Annotated in this window: 24 protein-coding genes; 23 read left to right on the forward strand and 1 reads right to left on the reverse strand. The window is 42.2% G+C overall.

The window, feature by feature from the left end:
• The first annotated feature begins 19 nt into the window (after nt 1–19).
• The 13 genes from NFR56_RS01145 (at nt 20) to NFR56_RS01205 (ending at nt 12,463) form a co-directional block, all read left to right on the forward strand.
• The gene (locus tag NFR56_RS01145; protein WP_003016067.1) at nt 20–784 is read left to right on the forward strand and encodes an amino acid ABC transporter ATP-binding protein; all 765 of its coding nucleotides are present in this window, start codon (nt 20–22) and stop codon (nt 782–784) included.
• A 107-nt stretch (nt 785–891) separates the two neighbouring features.
• A complete protein-coding gene (locus NFR56_RS01150) occupies nt 892–1,290 on the forward strand; it encodes a DUF1310 family protein (protein WP_070594767.1) in 399 nt (132 codons plus the stop codon).
• 186 nt (nt 1,291–1,476) lie between these two features.
• Nucleotides 1,477–1,863, forward strand: a complete 387-nt coding sequence (locus NFR56_RS01155; protein ID WP_070594768.1) for a DUF1310 family protein — start codon at nt 1,477–1,479, stop codon at nt 1,861–1,863.
• 2 nt (nt 1,864–1,865) lie between these two features.
• Nucleotides 1,866–3,467, forward strand: coding sequence for a lipase family protein (locus tag NFR56_RS01160; RefSeq protein WP_134974673.1), 1,602 nt, complete (start codon nt 1,866–1,868; stop codon nt 3,465–3,467).
• On the forward strand, nt 3,446–3,826 hold the full coding sequence (locus NFR56_RS01165; RefSeq protein WP_049474433.1) for a hypothetical protein: 381 nt from the start codon (nt 3,446–3,448) through the stop codon (nt 3,824–3,826). Before NFR56_RS01160 ends, NFR56_RS01165 begins: the two co-directional genes overlap by 22 nt.
• A gap of 18 nt (nt 3,827–3,844) precedes the next feature.
• Complete coding sequence (locus tag NFR56_RS01170; RefSeq protein ID WP_049523162.1) at nt 3,845–4,144, forward strand: hypothetical protein; 300 nt, start codon at nt 3,845–3,847, stop codon at nt 4,142–4,144.
• A 356-nt stretch (nt 4,145–4,500) separates the two neighbouring features.
• The gene (locus tag NFR56_RS01175; RefSeq protein WP_070845809.1) at nt 4,501–6,630 is read left to right on the forward strand and encodes an AAA family ATPase; all 2,130 of its coding nucleotides are present in this window, start codon (nt 4,501–4,503) and stop codon (nt 6,628–6,630) included.
• A gap of 225 nt (nt 6,631–6,855) precedes the next feature.
• The gene (locus tag NFR56_RS01180; protein WP_251457130.1) at nt 6,856–7,101 is read left to right on the forward strand and encodes a hypothetical protein; all 246 of its coding nucleotides are present in this window, start codon (nt 6,856–6,858) and stop codon (nt 7,099–7,101) included.
• Nucleotides 7,102–7,257: 156 nt separating this feature from the next.
• On the forward strand, nt 7,258–7,584 hold the full coding sequence (yajC, locus tag NFR56_RS01185) for a preprotein translocase subunit YajC (protein ID WP_003004444.1): 327 nt from the start codon (nt 7,258–7,260) through the stop codon (nt 7,582–7,584).
• Nucleotides 7,585–7,738: 154 nt separating this feature from the next.
• Nucleotides 7,739–8,488: an undecaprenyl pyrophosphate synthase gene (locus tag NFR56_RS01190; RefSeq protein ID WP_003009971.1), complete on the forward strand. Its 750-nt coding sequence runs from the start codon at nt 7,739–7,741 to the stop codon at nt 8,486–8,488.
• Between the two features lie 9 nt (nt 8,489–8,497).
• Complete coding sequence (locus tag NFR56_RS01195; protein WP_023919527.1) at nt 8,498–9,301, forward strand: phosphatidate cytidylyltransferase; 804 nt, start codon at nt 8,498–8,500, stop codon at nt 9,299–9,301.
• A 36-nt stretch (nt 9,302–9,337) separates the two neighbouring features.
• Nucleotides 9,338–10,597, forward strand: a complete 1,260-nt coding sequence (rseP, locus tag NFR56_RS01200) for an RIP metalloprotease RseP (protein ID WP_021154371.1) — start codon at nt 9,338–9,340, stop codon at nt 10,595–10,597.
• Nucleotides 10,598–10,612: 15 nt separating this feature from the next.
• A complete protein-coding gene (locus tag NFR56_RS01205) occupies nt 10,613–12,463 on the forward strand; it encodes a proline--tRNA ligase (protein WP_251457133.1) in 1,851 nt (616 codons plus the stop codon).
• Nucleotides 12,464–12,516: 53 nt separating this feature from the next.
• Here NFR56_RS01205 and NFR56_RS01210 read toward each other — a convergent pair whose 3' ends face one another.
• Nucleotides 12,517–13,068 carry a hypothetical protein gene (locus NFR56_RS01210; RefSeq protein ID WP_251457136.1) on the reverse strand — a complete coding sequence of 184 codons (552 nt, stop codon included), beginning with the start codon at nt 13,066–13,068 and terminating at the stop codon, nt 12,517–12,519.
• A gap of 477 nt (nt 13,069–13,545) precedes the next feature.
• On the opposite strand from NFR56_RS01210, the gene NFR56_RS01215 reads away from it, so the two are divergent.
• From NFR56_RS01215 to NFR56_RS01260, 10 genes are all read left to right on the forward strand, one after another.
• Nucleotides 13,546–13,833, forward strand: a complete 288-nt coding sequence (locus NFR56_RS01215) for a WXG100 family type VII secretion target (RefSeq protein ID WP_031576577.1) — start codon at nt 13,546–13,548, stop codon at nt 13,831–13,833.
• Between the two features lie 131 nt (nt 13,834–13,964).
• Nucleotides 13,965–16,988 carry a type VII secretion protein EsaA gene (esaA, locus tag NFR56_RS01220; protein ID WP_251457139.1) on the forward strand — a complete coding sequence of 1,008 codons (3,024 nt, stop codon included), beginning with the start codon at nt 13,965–13,967 and terminating at the stop codon, nt 16,986–16,988.
• A complete protein-coding gene (essA, locus tag NFR56_RS01225) occupies nt 16,985–17,440 on the forward strand; it encodes a type VII secretion protein EssA (RefSeq protein WP_024054630.1) in 456 nt (151 codons plus the stop codon). Before esaA ends, essA begins: the two co-directional genes overlap by 4 nt.
• Complete coding sequence (locus tag NFR56_RS01230) at nt 17,441–17,683, forward strand: EsaB/YukD family protein (RefSeq protein ID WP_003013697.1); 243 nt, start codon at nt 17,441–17,443, stop codon at nt 17,681–17,683.
• Between the two features lies 1 nt (nt 17,684).
• Nucleotides 17,685–18,974, forward strand: coding sequence for a type VII secretion protein EssB (gene essB, locus NFR56_RS01235; RefSeq protein WP_251457142.1), 1,290 nt, complete (start codon nt 17,685–17,687; stop codon nt 18,972–18,974).
• 3 nt (nt 18,975–18,977) lie between these two features.
• Entirely contained in the window at nt 18,978–23,399 is a 4,422-nt protein-coding gene (gene essC, locus NFR56_RS01240) for a type VII secretion protein EssC (protein WP_134974677.1), read from the forward strand.
• A gap of 12 nt (nt 23,400–23,411) precedes the next feature.
• Nucleotides 23,412–23,765 (forward strand): TIGR04197 family type VII secretion effector, encoded by a 354-nt coding sequence (locus NFR56_RS01245; protein ID WP_049491010.1) that lies wholly within the window; start codon nt 23,412–23,414, stop codon nt 23,763–23,765.
• Nucleotides 23,765–24,121: a DUF3958 family protein gene (locus NFR56_RS01250; RefSeq protein WP_049491009.1), complete on the forward strand. Its 357-nt coding sequence runs from the start codon at nt 23,765–23,767 to the stop codon at nt 24,119–24,121. The genes NFR56_RS01245 and NFR56_RS01250 overlap by 1 nt, the downstream gene beginning before the upstream one ends.
• A gap of 1 nt (nt 24,122) precedes the next feature.
• Nucleotides 24,123–25,475, forward strand: coding sequence for a hypothetical protein (locus NFR56_RS01255; RefSeq protein WP_134974678.1), 1,353 nt, complete (start codon nt 24,123–24,125; stop codon nt 25,473–25,475).
• A gap of 19 nt (nt 25,476–25,494) precedes the next feature.
• Nucleotides 25,495–26,055, forward strand: a complete 561-nt coding sequence (locus tag NFR56_RS01260; RefSeq protein WP_070590432.1) for a hypothetical protein — start codon at nt 25,495–25,497, stop codon at nt 26,053–26,055.
• Nucleotides 26,056–26,062 lie beyond the last annotated feature (7 nt).

Genomic DNA, 26,062 nt, shown 5'->3' on the forward strand with positions numbered 1-26,062 from the left:
AAGAAGGAGAAATGAAAAGATGTTAGAAGTAGAACACGTATCGAAAAAATTTAAGGACCACCAGGTCCTGGTAGATGTCAATCTCAAGGTCAACCAAGGGGATGTCGTCGTTATTTTGGGTCCATCTGGATCAGGAAAAACAACCTTCCTTCGCTGCCTTAACCACTTGGAAAAGGCAGATACAGGGCACCTCACCCTAGGTGGAAAAGAGTACGACCTCTCAAAACTCAGCAAAAAAGAGATTCTAGAAATCCGCCAAAAGACAGCCTTTGTCTTCCAGCATTACAATCTCTTTGCCAACAAAACAGCGCTTGAAAATATCTTAGAAGGACTGGTTGTAGCTCGTAAGATTCCAAAAGAAGAAGCCATCCAACGGGCAGAATCAGCCCTTGAAAAAGTTGGTCTTCTTGCTTATAAGGATTACTATCCTTCTCAATTGTCAGGTGGCCAGCAGCAACGGATCGGAATCGCGCGTGCCATCGCAGTGAAACCAGACGTGATCTTGCTGGACGAGCCGACTTCAGCGCTAGACCCAGAGTTGGTCGGTGACGTCTTAGATGTCATGAAGCAATTGGCCCAAGAAGGAGTGACCATGGTTGTCGTAACCCATGAGATGGGCTTTGCGCGTGATGTGGCCAACCACGTCATCTTTATGGATGGCGGACACATCATCGAAGAAAACGAACCCCATGAATTCTTCAACAGTCCAAAAGAAGAGCGAACCAAACAATTCCTTTCACGGATTTTATCCGACGCCACTTATAGCGTTGAATACATGATTTAACAGGAGACACACCCAGTAAGGGTGTGTTTTTTAGGATCTGGAAAAAATTTTTAAAAATTGGGTCATTTTTTAAAAATCATTACGAATAATATAAGTGAGAGGGAAATATGACTGATAAAAAACAACGATTTGTACTACTATTCTTACTGACTTTGTTTCTAGGAGGTTGCAGTCTTTTTACGGATAAAGCTGCTGAGAGAAGGGAAATGATTCAGATTGCAGAAAGCACGAAAATGGAGCGAGCGATAAAACACTTGTTAATCAGTATCGATCCTAAAGCTTTCACTTCAGAAGGAGTCATTCACTCCTATACCCTGATAAAAGGTGAATTGGAATACAATCCAATGGGAGGGATGAATGTCTATCTTGTGATCAATGGCGATAAAAAGTTAACGATCGATACGACTGTTCAAATGGAAGATTCAGGACAGTTCGGAGCAGGTAGTTACGGTATTTCAGCAAAATTAGATGATCTGTTAAGTAAAGCAGAAGAGACTGGAAAATAGACTCAATTAGGTAAATACCCCTAATATAGGTAAATAGAAACATTTCTGTATCAAAACCAATATGTTACATTAATAGCTAGTGCTTGTAACGATTTGGCAACATTTTTTAACAAAAGTAACATTTCAGGTATGAATAGAATTTTGTATAATAAATTCTAAGAAACCTGAAGAAAGAATGGGAAGAAGATGAAAAAAAGTAAATTTATTGTATTAGTTATGATACTATTTGGTTTAAGTTTGGGAGGTTGTAGCTTTTTTAATGGACAATCTGCCAAGAAACAAGAAATGATTCAAATCGCAGAGAGTAAGAAGATGAAAGTGGCGATTGAAAATATGTTGAAAAAATTAGATCCTAAAGCTCTTACTCCAGAAGGAAAAATAAAATCATATAAAATCTCTAAAGATGATTTAGATTATAATCCGATGGGAGGGCTATTAGTAAAAATAGTTATAAATAATGATGAAAAATTAGTTTTAAGCACAACTATACAAGAGGACGCTACAACAGGGAAATATGAAGAGACCTATTTTGGGGAAACAGAGGAGTTAAGTGATTTATTAGATAAGGAGTGATAATGGCTAATAATTTAAATTTCAATGATCAACAAAATGTTAAAGCTGCTCTACTTGAATACGAAAAAGATGTCAAAATAAATGGAAAGTTTAAAATTGGGACGAAGAAAGACGAATACATTGGTAATGTTGCCCATATTTATGATAACGTAAATGACAATGAGGAGCAGGTCTTCGTTCTTACTAATAATGGCCAAGGCGCGCAACAAAATGCAGTCCCCTATACTGCTTCTGATGAAGCGCGTGCCCAAATCCATGACGTGACTGTCTTGATGAAGGGATCTGAAACTGAAATAAGTACACAAAAATTACTCCATGATACATATACGGATTGGGTAAAGACAGATTTGCCAGCAGCTTCCAATATTTTGAACCCTGGTGGTGCAAGCGAGTATGCAACAAAATATGCGAAGAATTATGCGCGAGATAAGGCTAAAGATGGTTTTAACAATGCTGTAGAAGCTTTTGAAGATGCAATTATTCCTACATCTGTTAATCTTCCATCGGAGGCCACTCCCTTAGGTAGGTTTATGAAAAAAGCGCTGGATAATCCTGTCAGCAATTTCGTACAGGAAAAAGCATCAGATGTGGTCGGCTTTTTTGCAGAAAGAACAGCCGAAGAACAGGTTAAATTTCCCGCTTTAGTGGGAGCTGCTTTTTTAAAAAAATACAATGATGAAAACGGGACTTTCCCGCCTCCGCAGTTTAAAGATGCTGCAGCTCATTTGAAAGAGGTGATCCGAAAATATCCCAATGCCAAGATCGATCTATACGGTCACTCTCTGGGGTCTATGAATATTCAGTATGCGCTTGCCTGCTTGACGGAAGAGGAAGCTTCTCATATTGGGACCGTACACCTATATAATGGCCCTAATGCCTATCCCATCTTAACACCCGAGCAAAAAGCGCGTATAGATGCGCTGAAGTACAAAATCTACAACCACATTGACCATAAAGATTTGGTTAGCTTGGGCTATCAGGATTCTGGAAGCAAGGAATCCAGTGGGATAGTCAAGCACCTCAAAACTAAGAATTTGAAAAATACTGGCCTGCAGCACATGATGCATGGTTATATCTATGATAAGGATGGGAATTTGGTTCTTGAAAAGGGAACGGAAGCCATCACTCGCAAGGAAATCATTGAAGAGCGGATGAAGGTTTACTATCGCTTAAAGGATAAATTGCAAAAAACAGGTGGTGGACTGAGCTCAAGTGAACGGATCTATTTGGATGCTTTGCAGGCGCGCTTGGCTTCTGATGAGCTGATTCGAGTAGTGGATGAAGGGCTGGAGCAAGCTCAGAAATCTAAGGCACAACTGGATACAGATTTAGAAGCTTTGGAGAAAGTATTACAGACCGTTCCGAAAGGCTTCATTCTCAATCTTTCCGAAGTAGAAGAGGCCTATGCACAGGCTGGTGCAACAAGGCAAACAGTTGTCACTGAAGTAAGAGAAAGATTCGACAACCGTTTGGCTGCATATCAGTCCTTATCGAATGAATTTCATGCTTTAAACGAGCAAGTGAATGCAGGAATTGAGCTCTTAAAAGCAAAAGATCAAGAAATAGCCGGAGAAATGAACCAGTGGGAACAACTAGCTTATTAATTTCATCTACTCTTTCAAAAAAGGAAAAGAAACTAGATCACTTGGAAAGAGAGTTCCAAAAAGCGCGCTTGGAGCTAGATGAAAAGCGTTGCCTAGTGGAAAGAAAACAGCAGCTCTTCACCCAGATGCTGGAAGAAGAATATGCGATGGCAGCTTCCTTTTTACAAAAGCAGGAGGTTGATGTCAGTTGTGGATGGGAGTCCCTCCATCGCTGTATCGAAGAGTATGATCTCGAAGCTAGAGAAGCTGCACAAGTAGCCTTAAAACAGATCGAAATCGAGGAAGAGAATTTATGGCAATCCTACCGGAAAGATAGACGCCAACTGGAAGAGGAGTTTGCACAAGATAAAGTTTCATAGTATAGAAGAGGAGGAAGTATGGGTGATAGTCCAGTCAAAGATTTCTTTGATTTAGATATGAAAGATAAGATGAGGATCATCGAAAGCCGAAAGAAACTTGAAAAAGATTTAATCCGGGTTGTCTATGCGCCCGTTTTATTGACCTGCAAGGCAGGAGTTGAGAAACGTTACAATGATGGCTTGACTGCGATTACAACAGTAGCCGAAGAAGACGTCCAGGTCGTTGGAAAGCAACTGGATCAATCCATGGTGGGTCAATTTGCTAAAAATGTACAGACGGTTATTCAAGAAAAAGCTGGTAAATTTAAATCTATCTAGCCAAGAACTTCTATTTAAATATGGAATCTGGAGTGACTCCAGATTTTTTTAATAAATTTAAAAAATTATGTAAAAAAGTGTTGACAAAGAATTCAGTCTGCGCTATAATAATTTATGTAAACAAAAAGAGGTTGAAAAAGCCTACTGGTTTACAAGATCAATAGTGGAAAGGAGATGGTGATATGCTATTTCCAGAATTAAGACAACTAATTGATAAAAGGAAAAATAGAAACTGTTAGCCTGTAGGGCTATTATTAAATAAATGAATTAAAATTATGTAAACAATCAAACAGCAGCCAATTGGTCTGCTAATTTTCAAGAATGAATTAAAATTATGTAAATTAGAGGTATACAATATGAACAACAACTTTAACAATATGGATGATCTTTTCAATCAACTAATGGGAAACATGGGTGGTTTTCGTTCTGAAAGCCGTCGCTACATGATCAACGGTCGTGAAGTGACACCAGAAGAATTCGCTATTTACCGCCAAACTGGTCAACTTCCAAATGAAGGAAGTGAGCAAGTGCAACACCATCAAGGTAAAGGAATGAAACAAGATGGGATCCTTGCAAAACTTGGTCGTAACTTGACCGAAGAAGCCCGTGAAGGAAAATTGGATCCGGTCATCGGACGTAATAAAGAAATTCAAGAAACGGCTGAAATCTTGTCTCGTCGTACCAAGAACAACCCTGTCCTTGTAGGGGATGCCGGTGTTGGTAAAACAGCAGTTGTAGAAGGTTTGGCACAAGCTATTGTGAACGGGGATGTTCCAGCGGCTATCAAAAACAAAGAAATCATCTCGATTGATATTTCTGGTCTAGAAGCTGGTACGCAATACCGTGGTAGCTTTGAAGAAAATATTCAAAATCTGATCCAAGAAGTCAAAGCTATGGGAAATGTTATTCTCTTCTTTGATGAAATCCATCAAATCCTTGGTGCAGGTAGCACAGGTGATGGTCAAGGCTCTAAAGGTCTTGCGGATATCATCAAACCTGCTCTTTCACGTGGGGAATTGACAGTCATTGGGGCAACGACTCAAGATGAATACCGTAACACCATCTTGAAGAATGCAGCTCTTGCTCGTCGTTTCAACGAAGTGAAAGTCAATGCTCCATCAGCTGAAGATACTTTCAAGATTCTCCAAGGGATCCGTGATCTTTATGAAAAACACCACAATGTCATCTTGCCAGATGAAGTTTTGAAAGCAGCGGTTGATTATTCGATCCAATACATTCCACAACGTAGCTTGCCTGATAAGGCCATTGACTTGGTCGATGTGACAGCTGCTCACTTGGCAGCCCAACATCCAGTAACAGATGTCCATGCTGTGGAACATGAAATTGAAGAAGAAAAAGCTAAACAAGAAGCTGCAGCTGCTAAAGAAGATTACGAAGCAGCTCTTAATGCAAAAGTTCGTATCGAAGAACTTGAAAAGAAAATTGAAAACCATACGGAAGACCATAAAGTAACAGCAACAATCAACGATGTGGCCGAATCTGTAGAACGGATGACGGGTATTCCAGTGTCACAAATGGGTGCAACTGATATCGAACGTTTGAAAGATATGGGTCACCGTTTGCAAACCAAGGTTATCGGTCAAGATAAAGCCGTTGAAGCAGTGGCACGTGCTATCCGTCGGAACCGTGCAGGATTTGACGAAGGTAACCGCCCAATCGGTAGCTTCCTCTTTGTAGGTCCTACTGGTGTTGGTAAGACTGAGTTGGCTAAACAATTGGCTCTTGATATGTTCGGTACCAAAGATGCCATCATCCGTTTGGACATGTCAGAATACAGCGACCGTACAGCCGTTTCTAAATTGATTGGTACAACAGCTGGTTATGTTGGTTATGATGACAATAGCAATACTTTGACAGAACGTGTTCGTCGTAACCCTTACTCAATCGTCCTTCTTGACGAAATTGAAAAGGCGGATCCTCAAGTGATCACACTTCTTCTCCAAGTTTTGGATGATGGTCGTTTGACTGATGGTCAAGGGAACACTGTAAACTTCAAGAACACTGTGATTATCGCCACTTCAAACGCTGGCTTTGGTTACGAAGCCAACTTGACAGAAGATGCGGATAAACCAGAACTCATGGATCGTTTGAAACCTTACTTCCGTCCAGAATTCTTGAACCGTTTCAACGCTGTCATTGAATTCTCACACTTGAGCAAGGAAGACCTTTCTAAGATTGTTGATTTGATGTTGGTAGATGTCAATAAGACCCTTTCTAAGAAAGAAATCGACTTGGCAGTGAGCGATGCAGCCAAAGAATATATGACTGAAGAAGGTTATGATGAAGTGATGGGAGTTCGTCCACTCCGTCGGGTAGTTGAACAACAAATCCGTGACAAAGTCACAGACTTCCACTTGGATAACTTGGATGCTAAACATCTTGAAGCAGACATGGAAGATGGTGTCCTTGTGATTAGAGAAAAAGACACAAAGAAGGAAGAAAACACTGATAAACAAGCAGACTAAGGCGAATTAGTTTGTGAAAAATAGAGGCTGCTATCATATAGCAGTCTTTATTTTTTCTTCCCACCTGGGGGAAATTATTCGCCGTATAAGGCCAAAATCCTCCTATTTGGGGTGGAAAAACATCAATAATTAGTGAAATTAATCCAATTTGAGCAAAATTATTAATAAATAAAGAAAATAAGTATATAATCTATACAAGAATAAAATTTGAGGAATGGAAGTAAGATGAGCAATACAATTGATATCTACTCAACTCCCGAATACAGAAAAGTGGAAGCCGTTGTTCAACTGATGGTTGACGGTCGCTTGACGAGCTATCGTGTCGCAACTGAAACAAACATCAGCAAAATGAGCTTGGCGACTTTGACGAAGGGAACGAGTAAAATCAAAAATATTACCTATCAAACGGCTTTGGACTTGATTGATTGGTATGATGAGAATCATGAAAAGTATGGCATTACGATTGACTAGTCAGTAGCCCACTTTTCGTGGTTTTTTTCTTTTTCAGCAAAACTTGCCTCCTCTCTGAGACTGGAGTCTGATTTTACTTGAAGAGGATGGGAAAACTTGAAAAGACGGGCGAAATTTGATATAGTATAGCATATATGAAAATTAAAGGAGAAACATATGCAAGGCGGAAGTTTGCTAATTATGCTCGTTCTTATGGTCGGTTTGATGTACTTCATGAGCCGTAGCCAAAAGAAACAGTACCAAAAACGGATGGAAAGTTTGAATAAACTTCAAAAAGGAAATGAAGTCATCACGATTGGTGGCTTGTACGGAACCATCGATGAAGTCGATACAGACCGCAAGACCGTTGTCTTGGATGTTGATGGTGTCTACCTGACCTTTGAATTGGGAGCGATCAAAACAGTTCTTCCTGTATCAGAAGGAATCTCAGCTACTGCGACAGAAGGTGCTAGCTCAGATGCTGATTCAGCCATCGAAGAATAATCATCAAAGAAGAGGCAAGGGCCTCTTTTTTGGTGAGCAAATAGGACGATGTGATGAAGGAAAGTCCTGCTGGTTCAAAAAAGAGGCCAGAGTCCCTATTTTATGGGGATTTATGGTATAATGAAGCGATAAATATTGAAATAGGTAGAAAAACATGTTTCGTTTTAAGAAAAAAGAAAAAATCGAGATACCTTTAGAAGTCCCGAAACACATTGGGATCATTATGGATGGCAATGGTCGCTGGGCGAAAAAGCGGATGCAACCGCGCGTCTTCGGTCATAAGGCAGGGATGGAAGCTCTCCAAGAAGTGACGATTGCAGCAAAAAATATGGGGGTTCAGGTCTTGACGGTCTATGCCTTTTCTACGGAAAACTGGACACGCCCTGAAGATGAAGTCAAGTTCATCATGCACTTGCCGGTCGAGTTTTATGATCGTTTCGTCCCCGAATTGCATCGCAACAATGTCAAGATTCAAATGATCGGTGATACCAAGAAATTACCAAAAGAAACGCTAGAGGCTTTGGAAAGAGCAGAAGCGATGACCCATCTCAATACAGGCTTGATCCTGAATTTCGCACTCAATTATGGTGGACGTGCTGAGATCACTCAGGCAGTGAAGCAGATCGCCCAAGAAGTCTTGGATGCGAAGTTCAGTCCAGAAGATATCACAGAAGAGATGATCGCAGATTCTCTCTATACCGAGAGTTTGCCACGCGTCCTAAGGGACCCGGATTTGATTATCCGTACCAGCGGAGAGATCCGTTTGAGTAATTTCCTCCCTTGGCAGGCTGCATACAGTGAGTTGTATTTCACAGATGTGATGTGGCCAGATTTTGGAGAGGAAGCACTACGAAGTGCCATAGTAGAATATAGCCATCGCCATCGGAGATTTGGTGGTGTTTAGGAGAAGATGATGACGAAAGATTTACAAAAACGTGTGATTTTTGGAGGAATTGCCCTGCTCTTTTTCATTCCAACAGTAATGGTTGGAGGGGTGTTCTTCCAGATTGTGATTGGCTTGATCGCCATGCTAGGGGTTCATGAATTGCTCAAGATGAAGGGGCTTGAGACAGCGACCTTTGAAGGAGCGCTAGCCATGTTAGCGGCCTTTGTCCTGACGTTGCCGATCGAGGACTACCTCCCTTACCTTCCAGCAGATGGCAATATGATTGCTTATGGTTTGGTTGTCTTGATTCTCATGGGAACAACTGTTCTTGCTCAGAATTACAATTATGAAGATGTGGTCTATCCCATTGCGTCTAGCTTTTATGTTGGACTTGGTTTCCATTCCTTAGTAGATGCGCGAATTGCTGGTATTGATAAGGTTCTTTTAGCCCTCTTTATTGTTTGGGCGACAGATTCCGGTGCCTATTTAGTAGGAAGTCGGTTTGGGAAACGCAAGCTCATGCCTGCGGTTTCTCCTAATAAAACGATTGAAGGCAGTCTTGGGGGAATCTTGTCTGCAGTTGCGGTAACTGTGATCTATATGATCGTGGATCGTTCTGTGGCGGGTGGACATGGTTTTCTTGCTATGATCTTCTTTACCATCCTCTTTAGTATCGCAGGTCAGTTTGGAGATCTGGTAGAGAGTGCGATTAAACGCCACTTCGGTGTGAAAGATTCTGGGAAATTTATTCCAGGACATGGCGGTGTTCTAGACCGTTTTGATAGTTTGATTTTTGTCTTTCCCTTGATGCATTTCTTGGGCTTGTTCTAAGACAGAAGAGATAGAAAGGAAACCACGTATAGAACGATGCAGTTTATTGCCTTTATTGTTATTTTTGGAGTGATCGTTCTCGTTCACGAGTTTGGTCATTTCTATTTTGCAAAAAAATCGGGCATCCTGGTGCGAGAATTCTCGATCGGGATGGGTCCAAAGATCTTTGCCCATATTGGTCAAGATGGAACAGCCTATACGATTCGCATTCTACCTTTAGGTGGCTATGTTCGGATGGCTGGCTGGGGTGAGGATACAACTGAGATTAAAACCGGAACGCCTGTCAGCTTGACGCTAAATGAGGCTGGTAAGGTCGTCCGGATCAATCTTTCAGGAAAGAATCTGGATCAGACAGCCCTTCCCATGAATGTTACCCAGTTTGACTTTGAAGACAAACTGGAAATTACGGGCTTGGTTCTCGATGAGACTAAGACTTATGATGTCGATCATGATGCGACCATTGTTGAGGAAGATGGGACAGAAGTGCGGATTGCGCCGAGAGATGTTCAGTATCAGAATGCCAGCATTTGGGGACGGTTGATCACCAACTTTGCGGGTCCTATGAACAACTTTATCCTCAGTATTGTCGTCTACTCACTTCTAGCCTTTATGCGCGGTGGTGCGATTGACTACTACAGCAACAATGTTCAGGTGGCACCCGATGGGGCGCTGGCTAAGGTCGGTGTCAAAAGCAACGTTCAGATCCTTCAAGTTAACAACGATACCGTTAGCAACTGGGATGAGCTGACTGATGCTGTCGAGAAAGCAACCAAGGACAGCAAGACGGCTCCTGAATTGACCCTGAAAGTCAAAACAGACGGCCAAGAAAAAGAAGTTAAAGTAAAGCCAACCAAGTCAGGGAATCGTTACTATCTGGGTGTGACAAATGGCCTCAAGACAGGATTTGTGGATAAACTCTTGTCTGGTTTTACAGATACCTGGAATACAGCGACACGGATTTTGGGAGCTTTGAAAGATATCATTTTCCACTTTAGTCTCAATAAACTGGGTGGTCCGGTTGCCATCTACAATGCCAGCTCACAAGCTGCTCAATTAGGAATTCCAGCAGTCTTGTCTCTTATGGCCATGCTCTCTATTAATATTGGGATCTTCAATCTAATCCCGATTCCCGCTTTGGATGGAGGAAAAATCTTGATCAATTTGATCGAGGTCGTCCGGAGAAAGCCACTGAAACAAGAAGTAGAAACCTATATGACGCTTGCAGGTGTAGCTGTAATGGTTATTTTGATGATTGCTGTCACCTGGAATGATATTATGAAATTATTTTTGAAATAGAAAAGGATATTGTCCATGAAACAAAGTAAAATGTTGATTCCAACGCTTCGCGAAATGCCAAGCGATGCCCAAGTCATTAGCCATGCTTTGATGTTGCGTGCAGGATATGTTCGCCAAGTATCAGCTGGTGTCTATTCTTATCTGCCATTAGCAAATCGAGTGATTGAAAAAGCAAAAGGCATCATGCGCCAAGAATTCGAAAAAATTGGAGCAGTAGAAATGCTTGCTCCAGCCCTTTTGAGTGCGGATCTCTGGCGTGAATCTGGTCGTTACGAAACTTACGGGGAAGACCTCTATAAGTTGAAAAACCGTGAAGGCTCTGACTTTATCTTAGGTCCAACTCACGAAGAAACCTTTACCGCTATTGTGCGCGACTCAGTAAAATCTTACAAACAATTGCCGTTGAATCTCTACCAAATTCAACCAAAATACCGCGATGAAAAACGCCCACGGAACGGTCTTCTTCGGACCCGTGAGTTCATTATGAAAGATGGTTATAGCTTCCATGCGAACTACGATAGCTTGGATGTCACTTATGATGAATACAAGGCAGCTTATGAGCGGATCTTCACACGCAGTGGCATCGACTACAAAGCCATCATCGGTGATGGTGGTGCCATGGGCGGAAAAGATAGCCAAGAGTTTATGGCTGTTACACCTGCTCGTACAGACTTGGATCGTTGGGTTGTTTTAGACAAATCAGTGGCTTCCTTTGATGAGATCCCAGCAGAAGTCCAAGAAGAAATCAAAGCAGAATTGCTCAAATGGATGGTTTCTGGGGAAGATACCATTGCCTATTCAAGTGAATCAACCTATGCTGCCAACTTGGAAATGGCTACCAATGAATACAAACCAAGTAACCGTGTTGTAGCGGAAGAAGAAGTAAAACGCGTAGAAACGCCAGGTGTCAAATCCATTGATGAAGTGGCAGCCTTCTTGAATGTTCCAGAAGAAGCGACTATCAAGACTTTGGTTTACATTGCAGATGAAGAGCCAGTTGTTGCCCTTCTTGTAGGCAATGATCAGCTCAATGAAGTGAAGTTGAAAAACCACCTCGGCGCAGATTTCTTTGAACCTGCAACCGAAGTGGAAGTGAAAGAATTATTAGGAGCTGATTTTGGCTCTCTCGGTCCAGTTGATCTTCCTGAAAATGTTAAGATTATCGCAGACCGCAAGGTACAAGACAGCCGTAATGCAGTAGTCGGTGCCAATGAAACAGGCTACCACTTGATTGGTGTCAACCCAGGACGTGACTTTACTGCAGAATACGTGGATATTCGTGAAGTTCGTGAAGGCGAAATCTCACCAGATGGGAAAGGGGTCTTGAACTTTGCACGTGGGATCGAAATCGGTCACATTTTCAAACTCGGCACACGCTACTCAGCTAGCATGGGAGCAGATGTCTTGGACGAAAACGGTCGTGCAGTTCCAATCATCATGGGCTGCTACGGAATCGGTGTCAGCCGTCTTCTTTCAGCTGTTATGGAGCAACATGCACGCCTCTTTGTCAATAAGACTCCAAAAGGGGAATACCGTTACGCTTGGGGAATTAACTTCCCTAAAGAATTGGCGCCATTTGATGTGCATTTGATTCCAGTCAATGTCAAGGATGAAGCAAGTCTTGCTTTGACCAATAGGATTGAAGAAGCCTTGGTTAATAAAGGTTACGAAGTCTTGGTGGATGACCGAAATGAGCGAGCTGGTGTCAAATTCAGCGATAGTGATTTGATTGGGCTTCCAATTCGTGTCACAGTTGGTAAAAAAGCAGCTGAAGGCATCGTTGAAGTGAAAATCAAAGCGACAGGAGATACCATCGAAGTGCATGCGGATAATCTTCTTGAAACCCTTTCAATCTTGAACAAATAAGAAAAAAGCTTTCTGAGCCTTAACCAGGTGTTAAGGAACTCAGAGAGCTCTTTTTATTTATCTTCTTTGAGGCCTTGATCTTTGAAATAGGTAAAGAGATCTTGTGGTTTGTCTTTAAGATATTTCAACATGGTAGTGTTGGTTTCTTCCCCTTGATCAGCCAGTAATTTCACAAAATCTTCTTTTTTCATTTGAGTAAAATCAACATGCATAACGTTTGTATAAGTCTGTTTATCATCATCGATTTTGATGCTTGTGTTGATCCCAGCTTGTCCGTTAACACCGCGTTTGGAATTTGCTTTATCAGCTTCTTCTTGGTAGACTTCCTTCAATTCAGCGACATCTGATTTTTGCATATCTTCCGGTATTGGTGCAACGCCCATGATGGTCATCGAAACAATCTCATCTTTTTTGTAGCCAATTTGAATTTTGTTTTGGTAGTGATCACCGAGGTCGCTAACAAAGGTCTTGGTTTGGACTTGCTCCTTTTGGGTTTGAGTGGCCTCTTGCTTGGAAGAAGCGCTAGTAGTTCCTTTTCCTTGTTGGCCTTGGCTACAAGCAGTAAGGGCAAGTAGACAGACAGCGGTAAGTAGAAATTTTTTCATAAATACTCCTTATAGGTTAATGGTGTTCGATCTTGTATGAAACAAGTTTTGAACAGGTTTCATTATACCATAAAAGTTTTAAAAATGAAAAAATATACAAAAATCTTCAAAATTTGCTTTTAAAAACACCTAAAATCAACAATTTTAATCTATGTGTCGAGTTAATATGAAAGGACAGAGTGTCTTCTTTTATTTCCGGAAATAATACTAGTTGGAGACTACTGGGGCAAGGAATTCAGAAAATATATTACATGTTTATGACAAAGTGTTACACAATTGTAACAAAGTTACAATGTTTTATCAGTTAGCCCTCTAAACTTGACATTCTGGCAATATTTCATTAAGATATTTTTAAGTAAATAATACAAAAAGGGAGCAAAAGGTAAAATATACAGTTATCTGGCATTTTACTAATTCGTACTAAAATGTATTGTTTATGGAAAAAATATAAGGGTATCAGCCCAAAAGGAGAAACATATGGCTCAAATTAAATTAACTCCAGAAGAACTACGTCAATCAGCACAACGCTATGCACAAGGTTCTCAAGAAATCGATCAAATCCTTAACACTTTGACTCATGAACAACAAGTCATCGACGCAAACTGGGATGGATCTGCATTTGATAGCTTTGAAGCACAATTCAACGAATTGTCTCCAAAAATCAAACAATTCGCTCAATTGTTGGAAGACATCAACGCTCAATTGATCAAAGTCGCTGATATCGTTGAACAAACTGACCAAGATATCGCTGCACAAATCCACTAAGATAGTCTTGGAGGTGATCTTACTTCTTGTAGGTAGATCACCCTTTTGTCTTTTGATATATAGAAAATAGGGGTTAGATTCTTAATTCCTAACCCCTATTTTGTATCTATGAATTAGAAAAAGGAAAAGGTATGGAAGTTAAAAATAAAAAATGGTTAAAATACATCGGTCAGAGTGCGGTTGTGCTCCTTTTGATGGGATCTGTAGTGGGTCTTTATACGACGGTTCAAAAGAACCAAAAGCAAAACGAAGCAAAGACCGTGCAAACGACAGAAAACACTAAGCTCAACATTGCGGTTGTCAATGAAGACAAGGCGGTCAAACTGAATGATAAAGAATATAACCTTGGGGCTAGCTATGTAAAGAATATCGAGCGGGATAATTCGCAAAACTGGTCTGTACTCCCTCGTGGAGCTGCTGAGTCAGGTCTTGCAGATGGCAAGTACCAGTTGATGATTGTCATTCCAAGTGACTTCTCAGAGAAGGTCTTGGAAGTGAACGCGGTCAATGCAGAGAAGACCACGGTGACGTATAAGGTCAATGCGGCTGGAAATTCTCAGGTTGAAAACGAGGCCAATAAAGTCGCTAAAGATATCGTTTCAGACTTGAATAGCCAGTTGGTTGATATGTATATGGTCAGCATTTTGAGCAATCTTTATACAGCTCAGAAGAACGTGGAGACAAGTAACAAAATCCAATCGACCAACATTGGTTCTTACCGGAGCAACTTGCTAGATTCAGCCTTGGATTCCAAGAATATCTTCCCAAGTCTCTATAGCTTGTCTACGTCATCTGTTGAGTCGAACAATGCCTTGAAGACAGTCCTTGAGTCTTATACACAGGCTTTTGATCAATTGACCCAATCTCAGGATCAGTACGGTCAAAACTTCGACACATTGATCAAACAACGCTCTGAGGATAAAATTAGCCATGAAGAGTTCATGAACCAGCTGATGTCTATGAACCAGTCTGTTGTCAGTGAAAAGACGCAAGAGTTGTATAAGAATCTACAACAAAACCAAGAAGCAATTACCAAACAATTGAGTCAATCAACTGAAACAGAAGGAGATGCTTCAGGTACCAAGACTTATGCAGGCTTGACAAAAGATGTGAATGATCGTGTGGCAGACCTCGAAAAAGGGATCAAGGCAGAACGCGACAAATTAGATGAGCACGAAAATAACATCGCGTCTTCTGTAAAAGCGAAGATCCTTGACTACTATGGTCTAAAAGAAGGAGACAAAGTCACTCTTCGTACCTTGCTTGGAAAGCCAAAAATCGAAACTATCAGCAAGGCTCGAGATAAAGCGGATGATGACATTCGTCAAGCAATTGAAAAACTTCCGTCTTTAGATCCTGCTAGTCTGAATTTGAATAAGTATGGAAATCTCAACGCAGCGATTGATTTTGATAGTGCTTTTGCTGGAACGAAGGCGCAAGCAAAAGGAAATGCCGATGAATTAAAACGATTGGCTGCAGAAGTGGATGCCAAATTAACGGCAGTTGCGGATGTCCTTAATGCTAAATCTGGGAAACAGAAAGTTAGTATTCATGTCCCTGCAGGGGTCAAGGTTGATACTTGGACCTATGATGGACAGACTTATGCAGGCAGTGGTGAGCAGGAAGTCGAACTGAAAGATGGCAAACAAATTCAAATTCACCTTGTTGAAGATGGAGGAGCTATGCCAAGCACGATTGATGTTGAAGTCCTTGTGAATGGGGTTTCTTCAACCAGTGTGACCGTATCTGCAGAAGATTTGAAAACAGCGGTTGCTAACTACGCATCGAAAGCTAGTGAAATCGCCTTGGATTATCAACGCGCAGGAGCATTGATCAATGCCTACTATCCAGAAGATGACAACCATGTTCGTCATTCACTCTATGATCCAATCGAAGACATGGATTTAACAAACGCTTTGGTCGACATCGTGAAGGCTGCTGTTTCAAGTAACATAAAGGACTTCCGTAAGAGTATTGAAACGGATGAATCTGGGGATGCAACGAAGAGTGTGAAAGCCCAGTTAGATGGTACACTCCAACAGTTGCAAGACTTGGGACCACAATTGCAGGCCAATCTTCAAGCGATCGAAAACACCAACAAGGATCTAAACCAAAATATCAACGATCAATTGACGCAATATGCAGAGCTTCAAAAACGTTTAGAAGAGATCTCAAAATCACAAGAAACAGTGACACAGGCTCAAACCAAGACCGATGCAGATTTGTCAGCCCTTGGTTCTGAATACACGTCATTATTGAGCTCGACAGAAGGCGTTAAGAGCTCATCTCGTAGCAATGTAGAAGCTGCTAACTCTACCAATGAAATCTTTAGTCAATTGAACAAAGAATTGGAAAAAGCCCAAGGCAATACAGAGAAATTGTCTAGCAATGCAGAGAGCTTGATGGGTGAATTCGACAAGGAATTGTCTGAAAATGGGAACTTCGTCGAAGCCTTCCGTAAGGTCTTCAACAATGCCTATGAAAACGGAGTGCCGAATGAAGTCTTGCTCGACTTCTTGTCAAATCCAGTTGCAGAGAAATCTTCTTCTGTGAAAGCGACTATCAACGTCTACCGTCCATTTATCTGGATCTTTATGTTGGAAGTCTTGAGTCTCTTTACAGCTTATCTCTTTGCGACTCAACCAATCATTCGCAAGGTTAAGGATCGTTTCAAATTGGATCGTTTGCAAGAATCAGATCTCTTGTCTGTCGGTGTCCTTGTGGGACTTTCTCTCATCCTTGGACTGGTGATCGGAATGATTTCAAGTATTCAACTCTCTGTTGGTCGTGAATATGTACCTTCATGGGTGTTCTTAGCGGTTCTAGCAAGCTTTGTCTTGGTACAACTACAATACCTTCTTTTGAAACACTTCCGTGTGATTGGAATGGGACTGGCCTTCTTCATGTTGATCAGCTATGTCTACCTATCAAGCGCGATCGGAACGACCGCGACCTTGTCAGGCCTTCCAGCACTGGTGAAAAATGTCAACCTCCTTTCTATTTTAGAAGGACAGTTTGCGGGTTACTTTGATGGACAAACAGCCGGTATCGGCGTCTTCTTCGGATTGTTGGTCTTCTTCGGACTTTTGGCGGTTGCCAATATCTTCATTCCTAAGAAGTTTACTCAAACAAAGGAAATTGAATCAAGCTTATGAAAAAAATGATGTATCTTCTCTTTGTCTTAAGTCTCTTGCCAGCGGTTGTTGTTTCTGCAGATGATTTTATTGATAATCGTCTGCAGGTCAACAACTCACGTCTTGAGACAGAGCAGGAAAAGACACTTGGGGGCCAATTGGATGCGACTGAGTCTCTTTTCAATGAGAAGGATCAGAAAAAATTAGCAGATGAAAAACGCAAGCAAGAGAAACAATTGACCGATTCTGACGGCCAGTTGTTTTCTGCTATAAAGGGAAAGAAAAAAACGGGGCCTGAAGCGGACCTGTTCCAGCCTGAAAATCAAAAATTATCTAAATTCGAGTCCAATGTGGAGGACAATTCGGCCAGTTTGTCGGATTTTATTCCAGCCTTGCAAATGCTGGCTTGGAGTGCCCTTCTCTTTGGGATTGCTGGCTATATTTCCTATCGAATCTATAGAAAAGAGGCCTAAATGGACCAACATATCAATGTCACCTTCCGTATGAATGGTGCAAGCCATGACCTCCGAATCCCAACACGGATGGAGGTGCGACGCTTGATTCGGGAATTGGATCAGATCTTTGGGTCTGCCATGGAGCCTAGAAGCAAGTATCAGTTGCGCGTGGTAAATAAGGGCATCTTGCTAGATGAAGGCAAGGTGGTACAAGAGTATCCGATCACGAGTGGTGATCTGATCGAGATTGAGGAGTGGTAAGGTGAAAGAAGAACAATTTACACTGGAAGAACAAGTCTTCCGTTTTGAAAAAGAAGAAACAAGCTGGCGGCTGGACCTTAAGCGTTCAGAAGTGGATAGCCAGGATTTACGCAATTTATGGATTTTGGATCTCCATCATCCCTTGTTTTTAGAGCAAAGTATGACAGCGGATCAAGACCAGATTCATCTGACCTATCAGACAGATGCGCTAGGATTGAGTGCTGAAGAAATCCAAGAATTACCGGTTTCAGACCGTCTGCGTCTAGCTATCAATGTCTTGGATTTGGCGCCAGCCTTGGAGCTTCCGGTGACCTTTATGTTGCATCCTATCAATTTGTTTGTGACCAAGGATGCGCAAGTCAAGATCGCTTATCGCGGGGTGCCGGGGATGATGGTGCCACGCAAGTGGGATCAGGTTGAATTCTTGCGTCAGGCCAAGTGCTATGCGGTCACTCTTTTTGGGGACTGGGATTTCATGGAGCTCTATCAAGGGACACTCGAATTAGAAGATCTGCCAGATTTCTTGGTGGAAATCCGTGATGCCGCTAGCTTAGAAGAGATGAATGCTCTTCTAGAGAAAGCCTACCAAGAACGCAAGGAAGAGGAAGAAAAGACCTTGACCTTGGTTTCAAGTCGTCAACACCGAATCTTTAAGTTGGCAACAGTGTGGCTTTCAGCTGTAGTGGCCCTCTTACTCTTGCCCTTGATCTATTTGGTCTTTTTCCAAGCCCCCTTTAAAGAAAAGTTGCTTCAAGCGGATACTGCTTTTCTTAAAGTAGACTACACCGGTGTGATCGATGAGTTGGAGGGAGTGGCTCCAAGCAGTCTTCCAACGACACAGAAATACGAGTTGGCGACGTCTTACTTGCAAGGCTTGAATTTCTCAGAGGACCAAAAGAAGGTCATCCTCAACAACGTCACGCTCAAATCAGACAGTCTCTATCTCCACTACTGGATCTATATCGGCCGTCATGACTTTACCCAAGCGCTGGATACAGCCAAGCGGATCGACGATTCAGACTTGATCATCTATGCCCTTCGTAAAGAAATCAAGGCGACACGTGATAGCGAAAAACTCTCTGGTGAACAGCGCGAGAAGAAACTCTCTGAGCTAGAGGGCGAATACAAGAAATACTGGGATGCCCGCTCTAAACTCTTGGAAGCAGAGACAGATGAAACCAAAGCTTCCACTAGCAGCTCAACAACGGCTTCGTCTACAGAAGGTTCCTCAACAGAAAGCTCGTCTTCTACAACTGCAAGCTCGACTGAGTCTAGCGACCACAAGGAGTAGTCTATGAAAAAACGTATCATACTCTATAAAAAAGGTTTTCGCTATGAGCTAGCGCTAGAAGAGGGAAAAACAGCGACTGTATCGAATCAAGAAACAGCTCAGTTGACCCTGGCTTCGCAAGAAAATCCCCTTCATTTCCAATGGAGTCAAGGAGAAATCTTCTACCAGTATGGTGAAGATAAGGGCGTGCTTGAAAATAGCAAAATCCTTGGGGATGTGGTCTGCTACTTGGCGACAGGAGAAGTCCATACCTATGAACTGCTAGACAAGGAAGAAATTCTCGTAGCAGATGAAAAGGGTGCGGATGTGCGCTTGCACTATCCAGTGCGCTTTCTCCTTGTAAAAAAAGAGCAGACATGGACTTGCCAGCTCTTATCCGGAAAACTCTACCATAACCACAAACTCGTCAGTGAAACGACTTTTCCACTGGCCTTTGGGGATGAGCTTGCCATTGGAGATGTGACCTTTAAGCTCTATCCAGAAGAATTTGGTGTGGAAGGGACTGTCGAAGTAAGTCCTTATCTGGTGCCTCGCTTGCATTCGCGCTATGACTTCTACAAGGACTATCCAGAGTACCACCGGTCTCCGCGGATCATCTACCGGAGTTCGGAGGACAAGATCTTGATCAATCCTCCGGGAGCGGAGCCTCAAAAGCCATCGGATGAACTCTTGAAGCTGATCATGCCACCCCTCATCATGGTTGGGGTGACCCTCTTGATCACCATTTTCCAACCGCGGGGGCTCTATATCATCGCGACGGTATCCATGTCTGTGGTTAGTGTGATCTTTTCGGTCCAAGGCTTCTTCAAGAATCGTAAGAAATACAAAGAAGACAAGAAAGAGCGCGTGGAGCTCTACCATCTCTATCTCAAAGACAAGGCCAAGGACTTGGAACAGCTATCTCGTAAGCAGAGAGAAGGCATGTTTTACCATTTCCCAGCGATTGAAGACTTGACCAAGATGGTCAAACGCTATGACTCGCGGATCTACGAAAAAACACCGCTTCATTTTGACTTTTTGGCCTATCGTTTGGGCTTGGGCAAGGTTCCAACAAGCTATGAGCTCAAATATGGTCAGGAAGAGCGCAGTGGGAAGAAAGATGCCTTGGAAGAAGAAGGCTATGCTCTTTTCCAAGCTCATCAAAAAATCGACAATCTTCCGATTGTAGCCAGCCTCAATCGGGGACCTGTCGGGTACGTCGGCCCTCGTCCCATCGTGCTAGAGCAGTTGCAACTCCTCGTTGCCCAATTGGCTGTCTTTCACTCTTACCATGATCTGACCATTATTCCGATCATTCCAGAAGAGGAAAAAGAAAGCTGGGATTGGATGCGCTGGTTGCCTCATGCGACTCTGCAAGATATGAATGTCCGTAGCTTTGTCTACAATCAGCGGACACGCGATCAGGTCTTGAACAGTCTCAATCAGATCCTCAAGCTCCGCAAGGCGCAAAAAGAGGAAGAAAAAGCCAATGATACCAAGATCTTCCACCCTCACTATGTGGTCCTCATCACCGATGAAACCTTGATTTTGGACCATGTCATCATGGAGTTCTTCCGTGAGGATCCGACAGAGCTAGGCTGCTCTATTATCTATGTAGCAGATGTGCTCTCATCTCTTTCTGAAAATATCCAAACGGTTATCTCTATCAAGGACCGCAACCAAGGGCAATTGCTCTTGCAAGAAGGAGTTCTTCGTGAGCTCGACTTCCAATTGGATCACTTCCCTGAAGGCTATGACAAGGAAGCCATCTCGCGCGGCCTTGCCCCTCTCAAGCATATTCAACAGCTCAAGAGCTCAATTCCGGACTCTGTGACCTTCCTTGAAATGTACCAAGCGGAAACTTTCAGTGACCTCAAAGTCTTGAGTCGTTGGGAGAGCCATGCCCCTTACCAAAGTTTGGCCGTGCCGATCGGTCTGCGCGGGAAGGACGATTTGGTCTACCTCAATCTCCATGAAAAAGCCCATGGACCACACGGTTTGATTGCAGGGACAACCGGTTCTGGTAAGTCTGAAACCATTCAGTCTTACATCCTGAGCCTTGCTGTCAACTTCCATCCACACGATGTGGCTTTCCTCCTCATCGACTACAAGGGTGGGGGAATGGCCAACCTCTTCAAGGATCTGCCTCACTTGCTTGGGACCATCACCAACTTGGATGGTGCCCAGTCTATGCGGGCCTTGGCCTCTATCAATGCGGAGATCCATCGTCGAGAACGCCTCTTTGGTCAATATGGGGTCAACCATATCAACCAATACCAAAAGAAATTTAAACTCGGTGAAGCAACAGAACCGCTTCCTCACCTCTTCTTGATTAGTGATGAGTTCGCCGAACTCAAGGTCAACCAACCAGACTTCATCAAGGAGTTGGTTTCTATCGCGCGTGTCGGGCGTTCCCTCGGGGTACACTTGATCCTTGCGACGCAAAAACCTTCTGGGGTCGTAGATGACCAGATCTGGTCCAACTCCCGCTTCAAGCTAGCCCTCAAGGTGGCAGACCGTGGAGACTCCATGGAGATGCTGCGGACGGCAGATGCGGCTGAGATCACCCAGACCGGTCGTGCCTACCTCCAAGTCGGCAACAACGAAGTCTATGAACTCTTCCAAACAGCTTGGTCAGGAGCAGACTACCAGCCTGAGAAGGACCAGCTAGGGATCGAAGACCATACCATCTATTTGATCAATGAACTGGGTCAATACGAAGTCCTCAACCAAGACCTCTCTGGTCTGGATATGGCAGAAGAAATCAAGGAAGTGCCAACAGAGCTGGATGTCATCGTGCAAGAAATCAACCACTTGCACCAACAAGAAGGCATCGCAGCCGTGGCCCAACCATGGTTGCCACCGCTCAAAGAGCGGATCACACTGGATGAGTTGGACAAGGTCGTGCCAATCGAGGCTTGGCAAAAACGGACAGCTCCAAGCGTCCTGATCGGGGTCGCCGATATCCCGCAAGCGCAAAAGCAAGAAGCAGTCGCTATCGATCTGTCAAAAGATGGGAATATCCTCCTTTACGGAAGTCCAGGTACAGGAAAGACCACTTTCCTTCAGACAGTTGCAATGGATCTGGCTCGCAAACAGAGTCCAGAAAATCTGACCATGTATCTGCTTGATTTCGGAACCAATGGTTTAGCGCCCTTGACTCAATTGCCACATGTGGCTGATAGTCTCTTGCTCGATCAGACGGAGAAAATCCAGAAATTTATCCGAATCATCAACCGCGAGTTGGATCGCCGCAAGAAACTCCTCTCTAAGCATGGTGTCGGCACCATCGCCCTCTACCGTGAAGTGACCGGTAAGCAAGAGCCAACCATGGTCATCCTCATGGATAGCTATGAGTCTATGAAGGACGAGCCTTATGAGACAGACCTCTTCAAGCTCTTCATGCGGATCTCCCGTGAAGGTCTCAGCATCGGTGTGCACTTGATCATCACAGCTAGCCGTCAGAACAACCTACGGGCTCAGCTCTATTCAAACTTCAAGCACCAGCTGACCTTGCCACAAAATGATATTTCTGAAGTCCGCGGTATCGTGGGAGCAACCCCACTGGCGTCTACGATGGAAGACATTAAGGGACGAGCCCTCATGAAACGTGACGAAGTCGATGTCGTCCAGTTCGCCCTACCAGTCGTAGGGGATAATGATATCCAAATCATCAACAACCTCCGCGACCAAGTCCAAAGCCTCAAAGAGATGTGGACAGGTCGCACCCCAGCAGGCATCCCAATGGTGCCAGATGAGTTGACGGAAGCAGCCTTCTATGGACGTGAGGATGTAAAAGAGTCTATGGAAAATCTAGAATTTCCAGTTGGACTTGACTTTGAAATGGTCAAAACGATCAAGATTCCATTTGATCGCTTGAAAAATCTGGTATTTATGGCGGACTCTCCAGAATCACTGGAAAATCAGCAAAAACATTTGTTAAATACAGCACTTCAATTTGGATCAAAATTACATATTATGCTGGTGGATCCATTAGAAGAATGTGTTGCTTATAAGGATAAAGTTTCTACTTATATTAGTAGCAGTCAAGAAATTTCTGAAATTGCCAAACAATTAATCTATGAGGTTGATCGACGTCTTGAAAAAGATCTGTATTCAGATTGGCTGATCATGATGCCAACTCTTAAGGCAATTGTTGATCAAGGACTCACAGAAAAGGATCTACGCTATCTATTTGACCATGGACCACGAGTAGGTATGCATTTTGTAATAGGAAGTGAATATGCCTATCTTGGAAATAACATCAATGAGGTACCGAAATATCTCAAGGGCAATGCTCAATGGTTTATGATCGGTATGAGATTGATGGATCAAATGTTCCTAGATAAGCCTTATAATAATCGAGAAGCGCGTCTTGCTTCAGATGAAATCTACTTGCATGATCGCAAGCAAGCTATTAAACTTAAAATCACCAAGAATGGATAGGGAGGTAACTATATGACACCAATACAGAGTAGAGAAGAAGTCGCAAGTTCTATCGCTTCAGGAATAGCGAGTGCGGCAGGAAGTATAACATCAGCTGATACCGTCACATTAGATGGATCGAGTGAGTATCCAGGAAATAGTACAGCTGCAGAAAAAATTCCAGAGGAAGCCAACTATGCAGCCTCAATTAGTGGTGTGCTAAATGATTTTGTAGAATTGATTCATGGGGTTGCGGCAGAATTTGTAGCCATGGATAGTAATATTGCGTCCAACATCGATGCCAATACATCTAATTTACCAGAAACCAGTGCAGCTCCTGGTGAGAGCGGAGAGTTTGTACCAAATTCAGGATATTTTGCGGAATAATGAAACCAATCACCTTAGAAGAGATCGATAAAAAGAAGAAAAACATTGCTCAATCGCTCGATCAACTGAACCTAGAAAAAAGGAAAGTGGAACGAGCAGAGAAGGAAATGTTTGAACTACATCGACAAAGCTTAAAACCTCTTCGTCAGATCTTAACGCTTCCTATATCTTCCAAAGACTACCAAGTCTATGAAAATCTAATCGTGAGTATAGAAGGCATCGGAGCTATGGTTGAAGAATGGTCTGAAGGACGAAGAGCGGATATTAAGAAGCGAGAAAATCAGCTGGATGAGCAATTAAATGAACTCTACCACGCTAGAAAGAAACTATTAATAGAACAGGAGTCGAAAAAGTAATATGGTCAAAATGGTATTAAGTTCATCGGATGCACAAGGTCAGACCATGTCTTCCGTTGGAAAGACTAGAGTTGATGCTTATAATTCAGCGGTTAAAGCCCTCTCTAACTTCAATGGAGCGAGTGACTTGCAAGGGAGTGCCTATGATTCAGGGAAACAATACGGAGTGAGTGTGATTACGCCACTAATTAAAGGGGCGATCATGTATTCTGAGTACCTCAGTGAAGCTGTACCAAAACTCCCTTCAAAATATCGGTCAGAAGTTGGGGACGAAGATCTGGATTCAGCCGTACTTGAAAGTGAAATTCAAAGCCTCGAAAGTAGCATTAGTAGTCTTAGAGGTACTTTGCGAGCTATGGAAGGAAGTGATCATGCGGATAAGAGTCTCCTGCAAAATATATCTTCTCGTATGGATGGTTTAACGTCTCAAAAAAATGAGAAGATGGATAAACTTCGTAAACTAAATCTATTTGCGGGGAGTTCCAATGAAGTTTTCTCAGGAGAAGGGGAGGTTGGCCCGATTAACACTTTAATTCAAAGTATTCAAATTGGTTTAAGCCAAATTCAAGCAGAGTTTACAAATTTTAGTGGAACTTTTTATATGCCAAAGGAAACTTCTTGGATTACTGATATTTCTACTCAATGGGAAGAGCGTGAGAAAAAATCTCAACTAGATGAGGATTCCAAGAAAGCATTAGATAGACTTGAAAAGGATAAAAAAGAGGGTAAAATTTCAAATGATACCTATCAATCATTGCGAAGTGGAATTATAAGTGGTGGAGTTGCATTTCTTAATGAATTAGCAAAAAGTAAAGTTATAGAAAAGGGCGTTGAAGGTTTTGTGAAATTTGTTTGGAAAATTTTAGCTTATAATCCACAAAATACACAATATGGATTGGTGGGAGCAGTTGCAGGAGGTGGGACAACTACTATTCCAATCAATGTTAATCCTGCTTATAGTCAATTTGTTAGTGGTGTTGCCAAATACGGAGCACCAATAATTGGTGCGGCTATTGATTTCACAATGCAGGTTAATGATGGAGCAAATATAGTTGATGCAGGTATAAAGACAAGTGCCCATGTTGCGATTGGTGTTGGAGCAGCTAAATTAGGTTCAGCAATTGGAAGTGCACTGGTTCCAGGTGCAGGTACAGTTGTTGGTGGAGCAATTGGTTTTGTTGCAGGAGTAGCAGGGTCGATGCTCTTCGACTTCGTGTATGATAACAAAGATAAGATTGCAAAATTTGTAAAAGATTCTTCTGATGCAGTTGTTAATACTGTAAAAACAAAAATGAAAGAAGTGGGCGATGCAGTTTCTGGTTTCTTCAGTGGCTTAGGTTCAGTTTTTTCTTAGATAAGGATAATATTTTACAATGTTAGAAAAAAAAGAGAATCATAAACAATTAGTGAATTTGAGTAACTATAAAAATAAAACGGTCTATTATGATTTGAGGCTTAATAAACTTTATTTTTCATTACCTAAAGGTAGTTCTAAAAATCAACAATTTTATACTCTTTTTCTTATTTTAATAACACTGCCAATCGTTCGATTATTTAATAATATGGATATATTTGGTGTGTTTGTAATAAAATATTTAAGTTTGATATTATTTACATTAATTTCAATATTTTTAGGAAATTTTTTTGTAAAGTATCAGTATAGGAATTTAGACCTGTATCCGGCTTCTTTTAGTGATATTGAGTATTTAGAATATTTGCATTATGAAAAGAAGAACTTAATGCTCGTTTTTGGATATTTCATTGCAGTTATCTTTAGTTTAGTAATTTCATTTGTAATTTATTTAATCATTGGAAATTTTTTAAGTTTAATCATATATTCAGTATTATTATTTGTTATATATGTATGTTTTGCTAATCGTTTATATATGAGAAAAAAGGTAGTAGATACCTTGTTAAAAGAAATAAGTACCTAAATTAAAG

This window comes from Streptococcus caecimuris, assembly GCF_943193075.1.
Lineage (GTDB): Bacteria > Bacillota > Bacilli > Lactobacillales > Streptococcaceae > Streptococcus > Streptococcus caecimuris.

Bases quoted from the DNA above. Each gene is read 5' to 3' on its own strand.
- NFR56_RS01210 (WP_251457136.1), bottom strand. From the start codon at position 13,068: ATGAAAAAATTTCTACTTACCGCTGTCTGTCTACTTGCCCTTACTGCT.
- NFR56_RS01255 (WP_134974678.1), top strand. From the start codon at position 24,123: ATGGTCAAAATGGTATTAAGTTCATCGGATGCACAAGGTCAGACCATG.
- NFR56_RS01170 (WP_049523162.1), top strand. From the start codon at position 3,845: ATGGGTGATAGTCCAGTCAAAGATTTCTTTGATTTAGATATGAAAGAT.
- NFR56_RS01145 (WP_003016067.1), top strand. From the start codon at position 20: ATGTTAGAAGTAGAACACGTATCGAAAAAATTTAAGGACCACCAGGTC.
- yajC (WP_003004444.1), top strand. From the start codon at position 7,258: ATGCAAGGCGGAAGTTTGCTAATTATGCTCGTTCTTATGGTCGGTTTG.
- NFR56_RS01190 (WP_003009971.1), top strand. From the start codon at position 7,739: ATGTTTCGTTTTAAGAAAAAAGAAAAAATCGAGATACCTTTAGAAGTC.
- NFR56_RS01245 (WP_049491010.1), top strand. From the start codon at position 23,412: ATGACACCAATACAGAGTAGAGAAGAAGTCGCAAGTTCTATCGCTTCA.
- essA (WP_024054630.1), top strand. From the start codon at position 16,985: ATGAAAAAAATGATGTATCTTCTCTTTGTCTTAAGTCTCTTGCCAGCG.
- NFR56_RS01205 (WP_251457133.1), top strand. From the start codon at position 10,613: ATGAAACAAAGTAAAATGTTGATTCCAACGCTTCGCGAAATGCCAAGC.
- NFR56_RS01215 (WP_031576577.1), top strand. From the start codon at position 13,546: ATGGCTCAAATTAAATTAACTCCAGAAGAACTACGTCAATCAGCACAA.
- NFR56_RS01175 (WP_070845809.1), top strand. From the start codon at position 4,501: ATGAACAACAACTTTAACAATATGGATGATCTTTTCAATCAACTAATG.
- essC (WP_134974677.1), top strand. From the start codon at position 18,978: ATGAAAAAACGTATCATACTCTATAAAAAAGGTTTTCGCTATGAGCTA.
- NFR56_RS01155 (WP_070594768.1), top strand. From the start codon at position 1,477: ATGAAAAAAAGTAAATTTATTGTATTAGTTATGATACTATTTGGTTTA.
- NFR56_RS01250 (WP_049491009.1), top strand. From the start codon at position 23,765: ATGAAACCAATCACCTTAGAAGAGATCGATAAAAAGAAGAAAAACATT.
- rseP (WP_021154371.1), top strand. From the start codon at position 9,338: ATGCAGTTTATTGCCTTTATTGTTATTTTTGGAGTGATCGTTCTCGTT.
- NFR56_RS01230 (WP_003013697.1), top strand. From the start codon at position 17,441: ATGGACCAACATATCAATGTCACCTTCCGTATGAATGGTGCAAGCCAT.
- NFR56_RS01195 (WP_023919527.1), top strand. From the start codon at position 8,498: ATGACGAAAGATTTACAAAAACGTGTGATTTTTGGAGGAATTGCCCTG.
- esaA (WP_251457139.1), top strand. From the start codon at position 13,965: ATGGAAGTTAAAAATAAAAAATGGTTAAAATACATCGGTCAGAGTGCG.
- NFR56_RS01180 (WP_251457130.1), top strand. From the start codon at position 6,856: ATGAGCAATACAATTGATATCTACTCAACTCCCGAATACAGAAAAGTG.
- NFR56_RS01260 (WP_070590432.1), top strand. From the start codon at position 25,495: ATGTTAGAAAAAAAAGAGAATCATAAACAATTAGTGAATTTGAGTAAC.
- NFR56_RS01150 (WP_070594767.1), top strand. From the start codon at position 892: ATGACTGATAAAAAACAACGATTTGTACTACTATTCTTACTGACTTTG.
- NFR56_RS01160 (WP_134974673.1), top strand. From the start codon at position 1,866: ATGGCTAATAATTTAAATTTCAATGATCAACAAAATGTTAAAGCTGCT.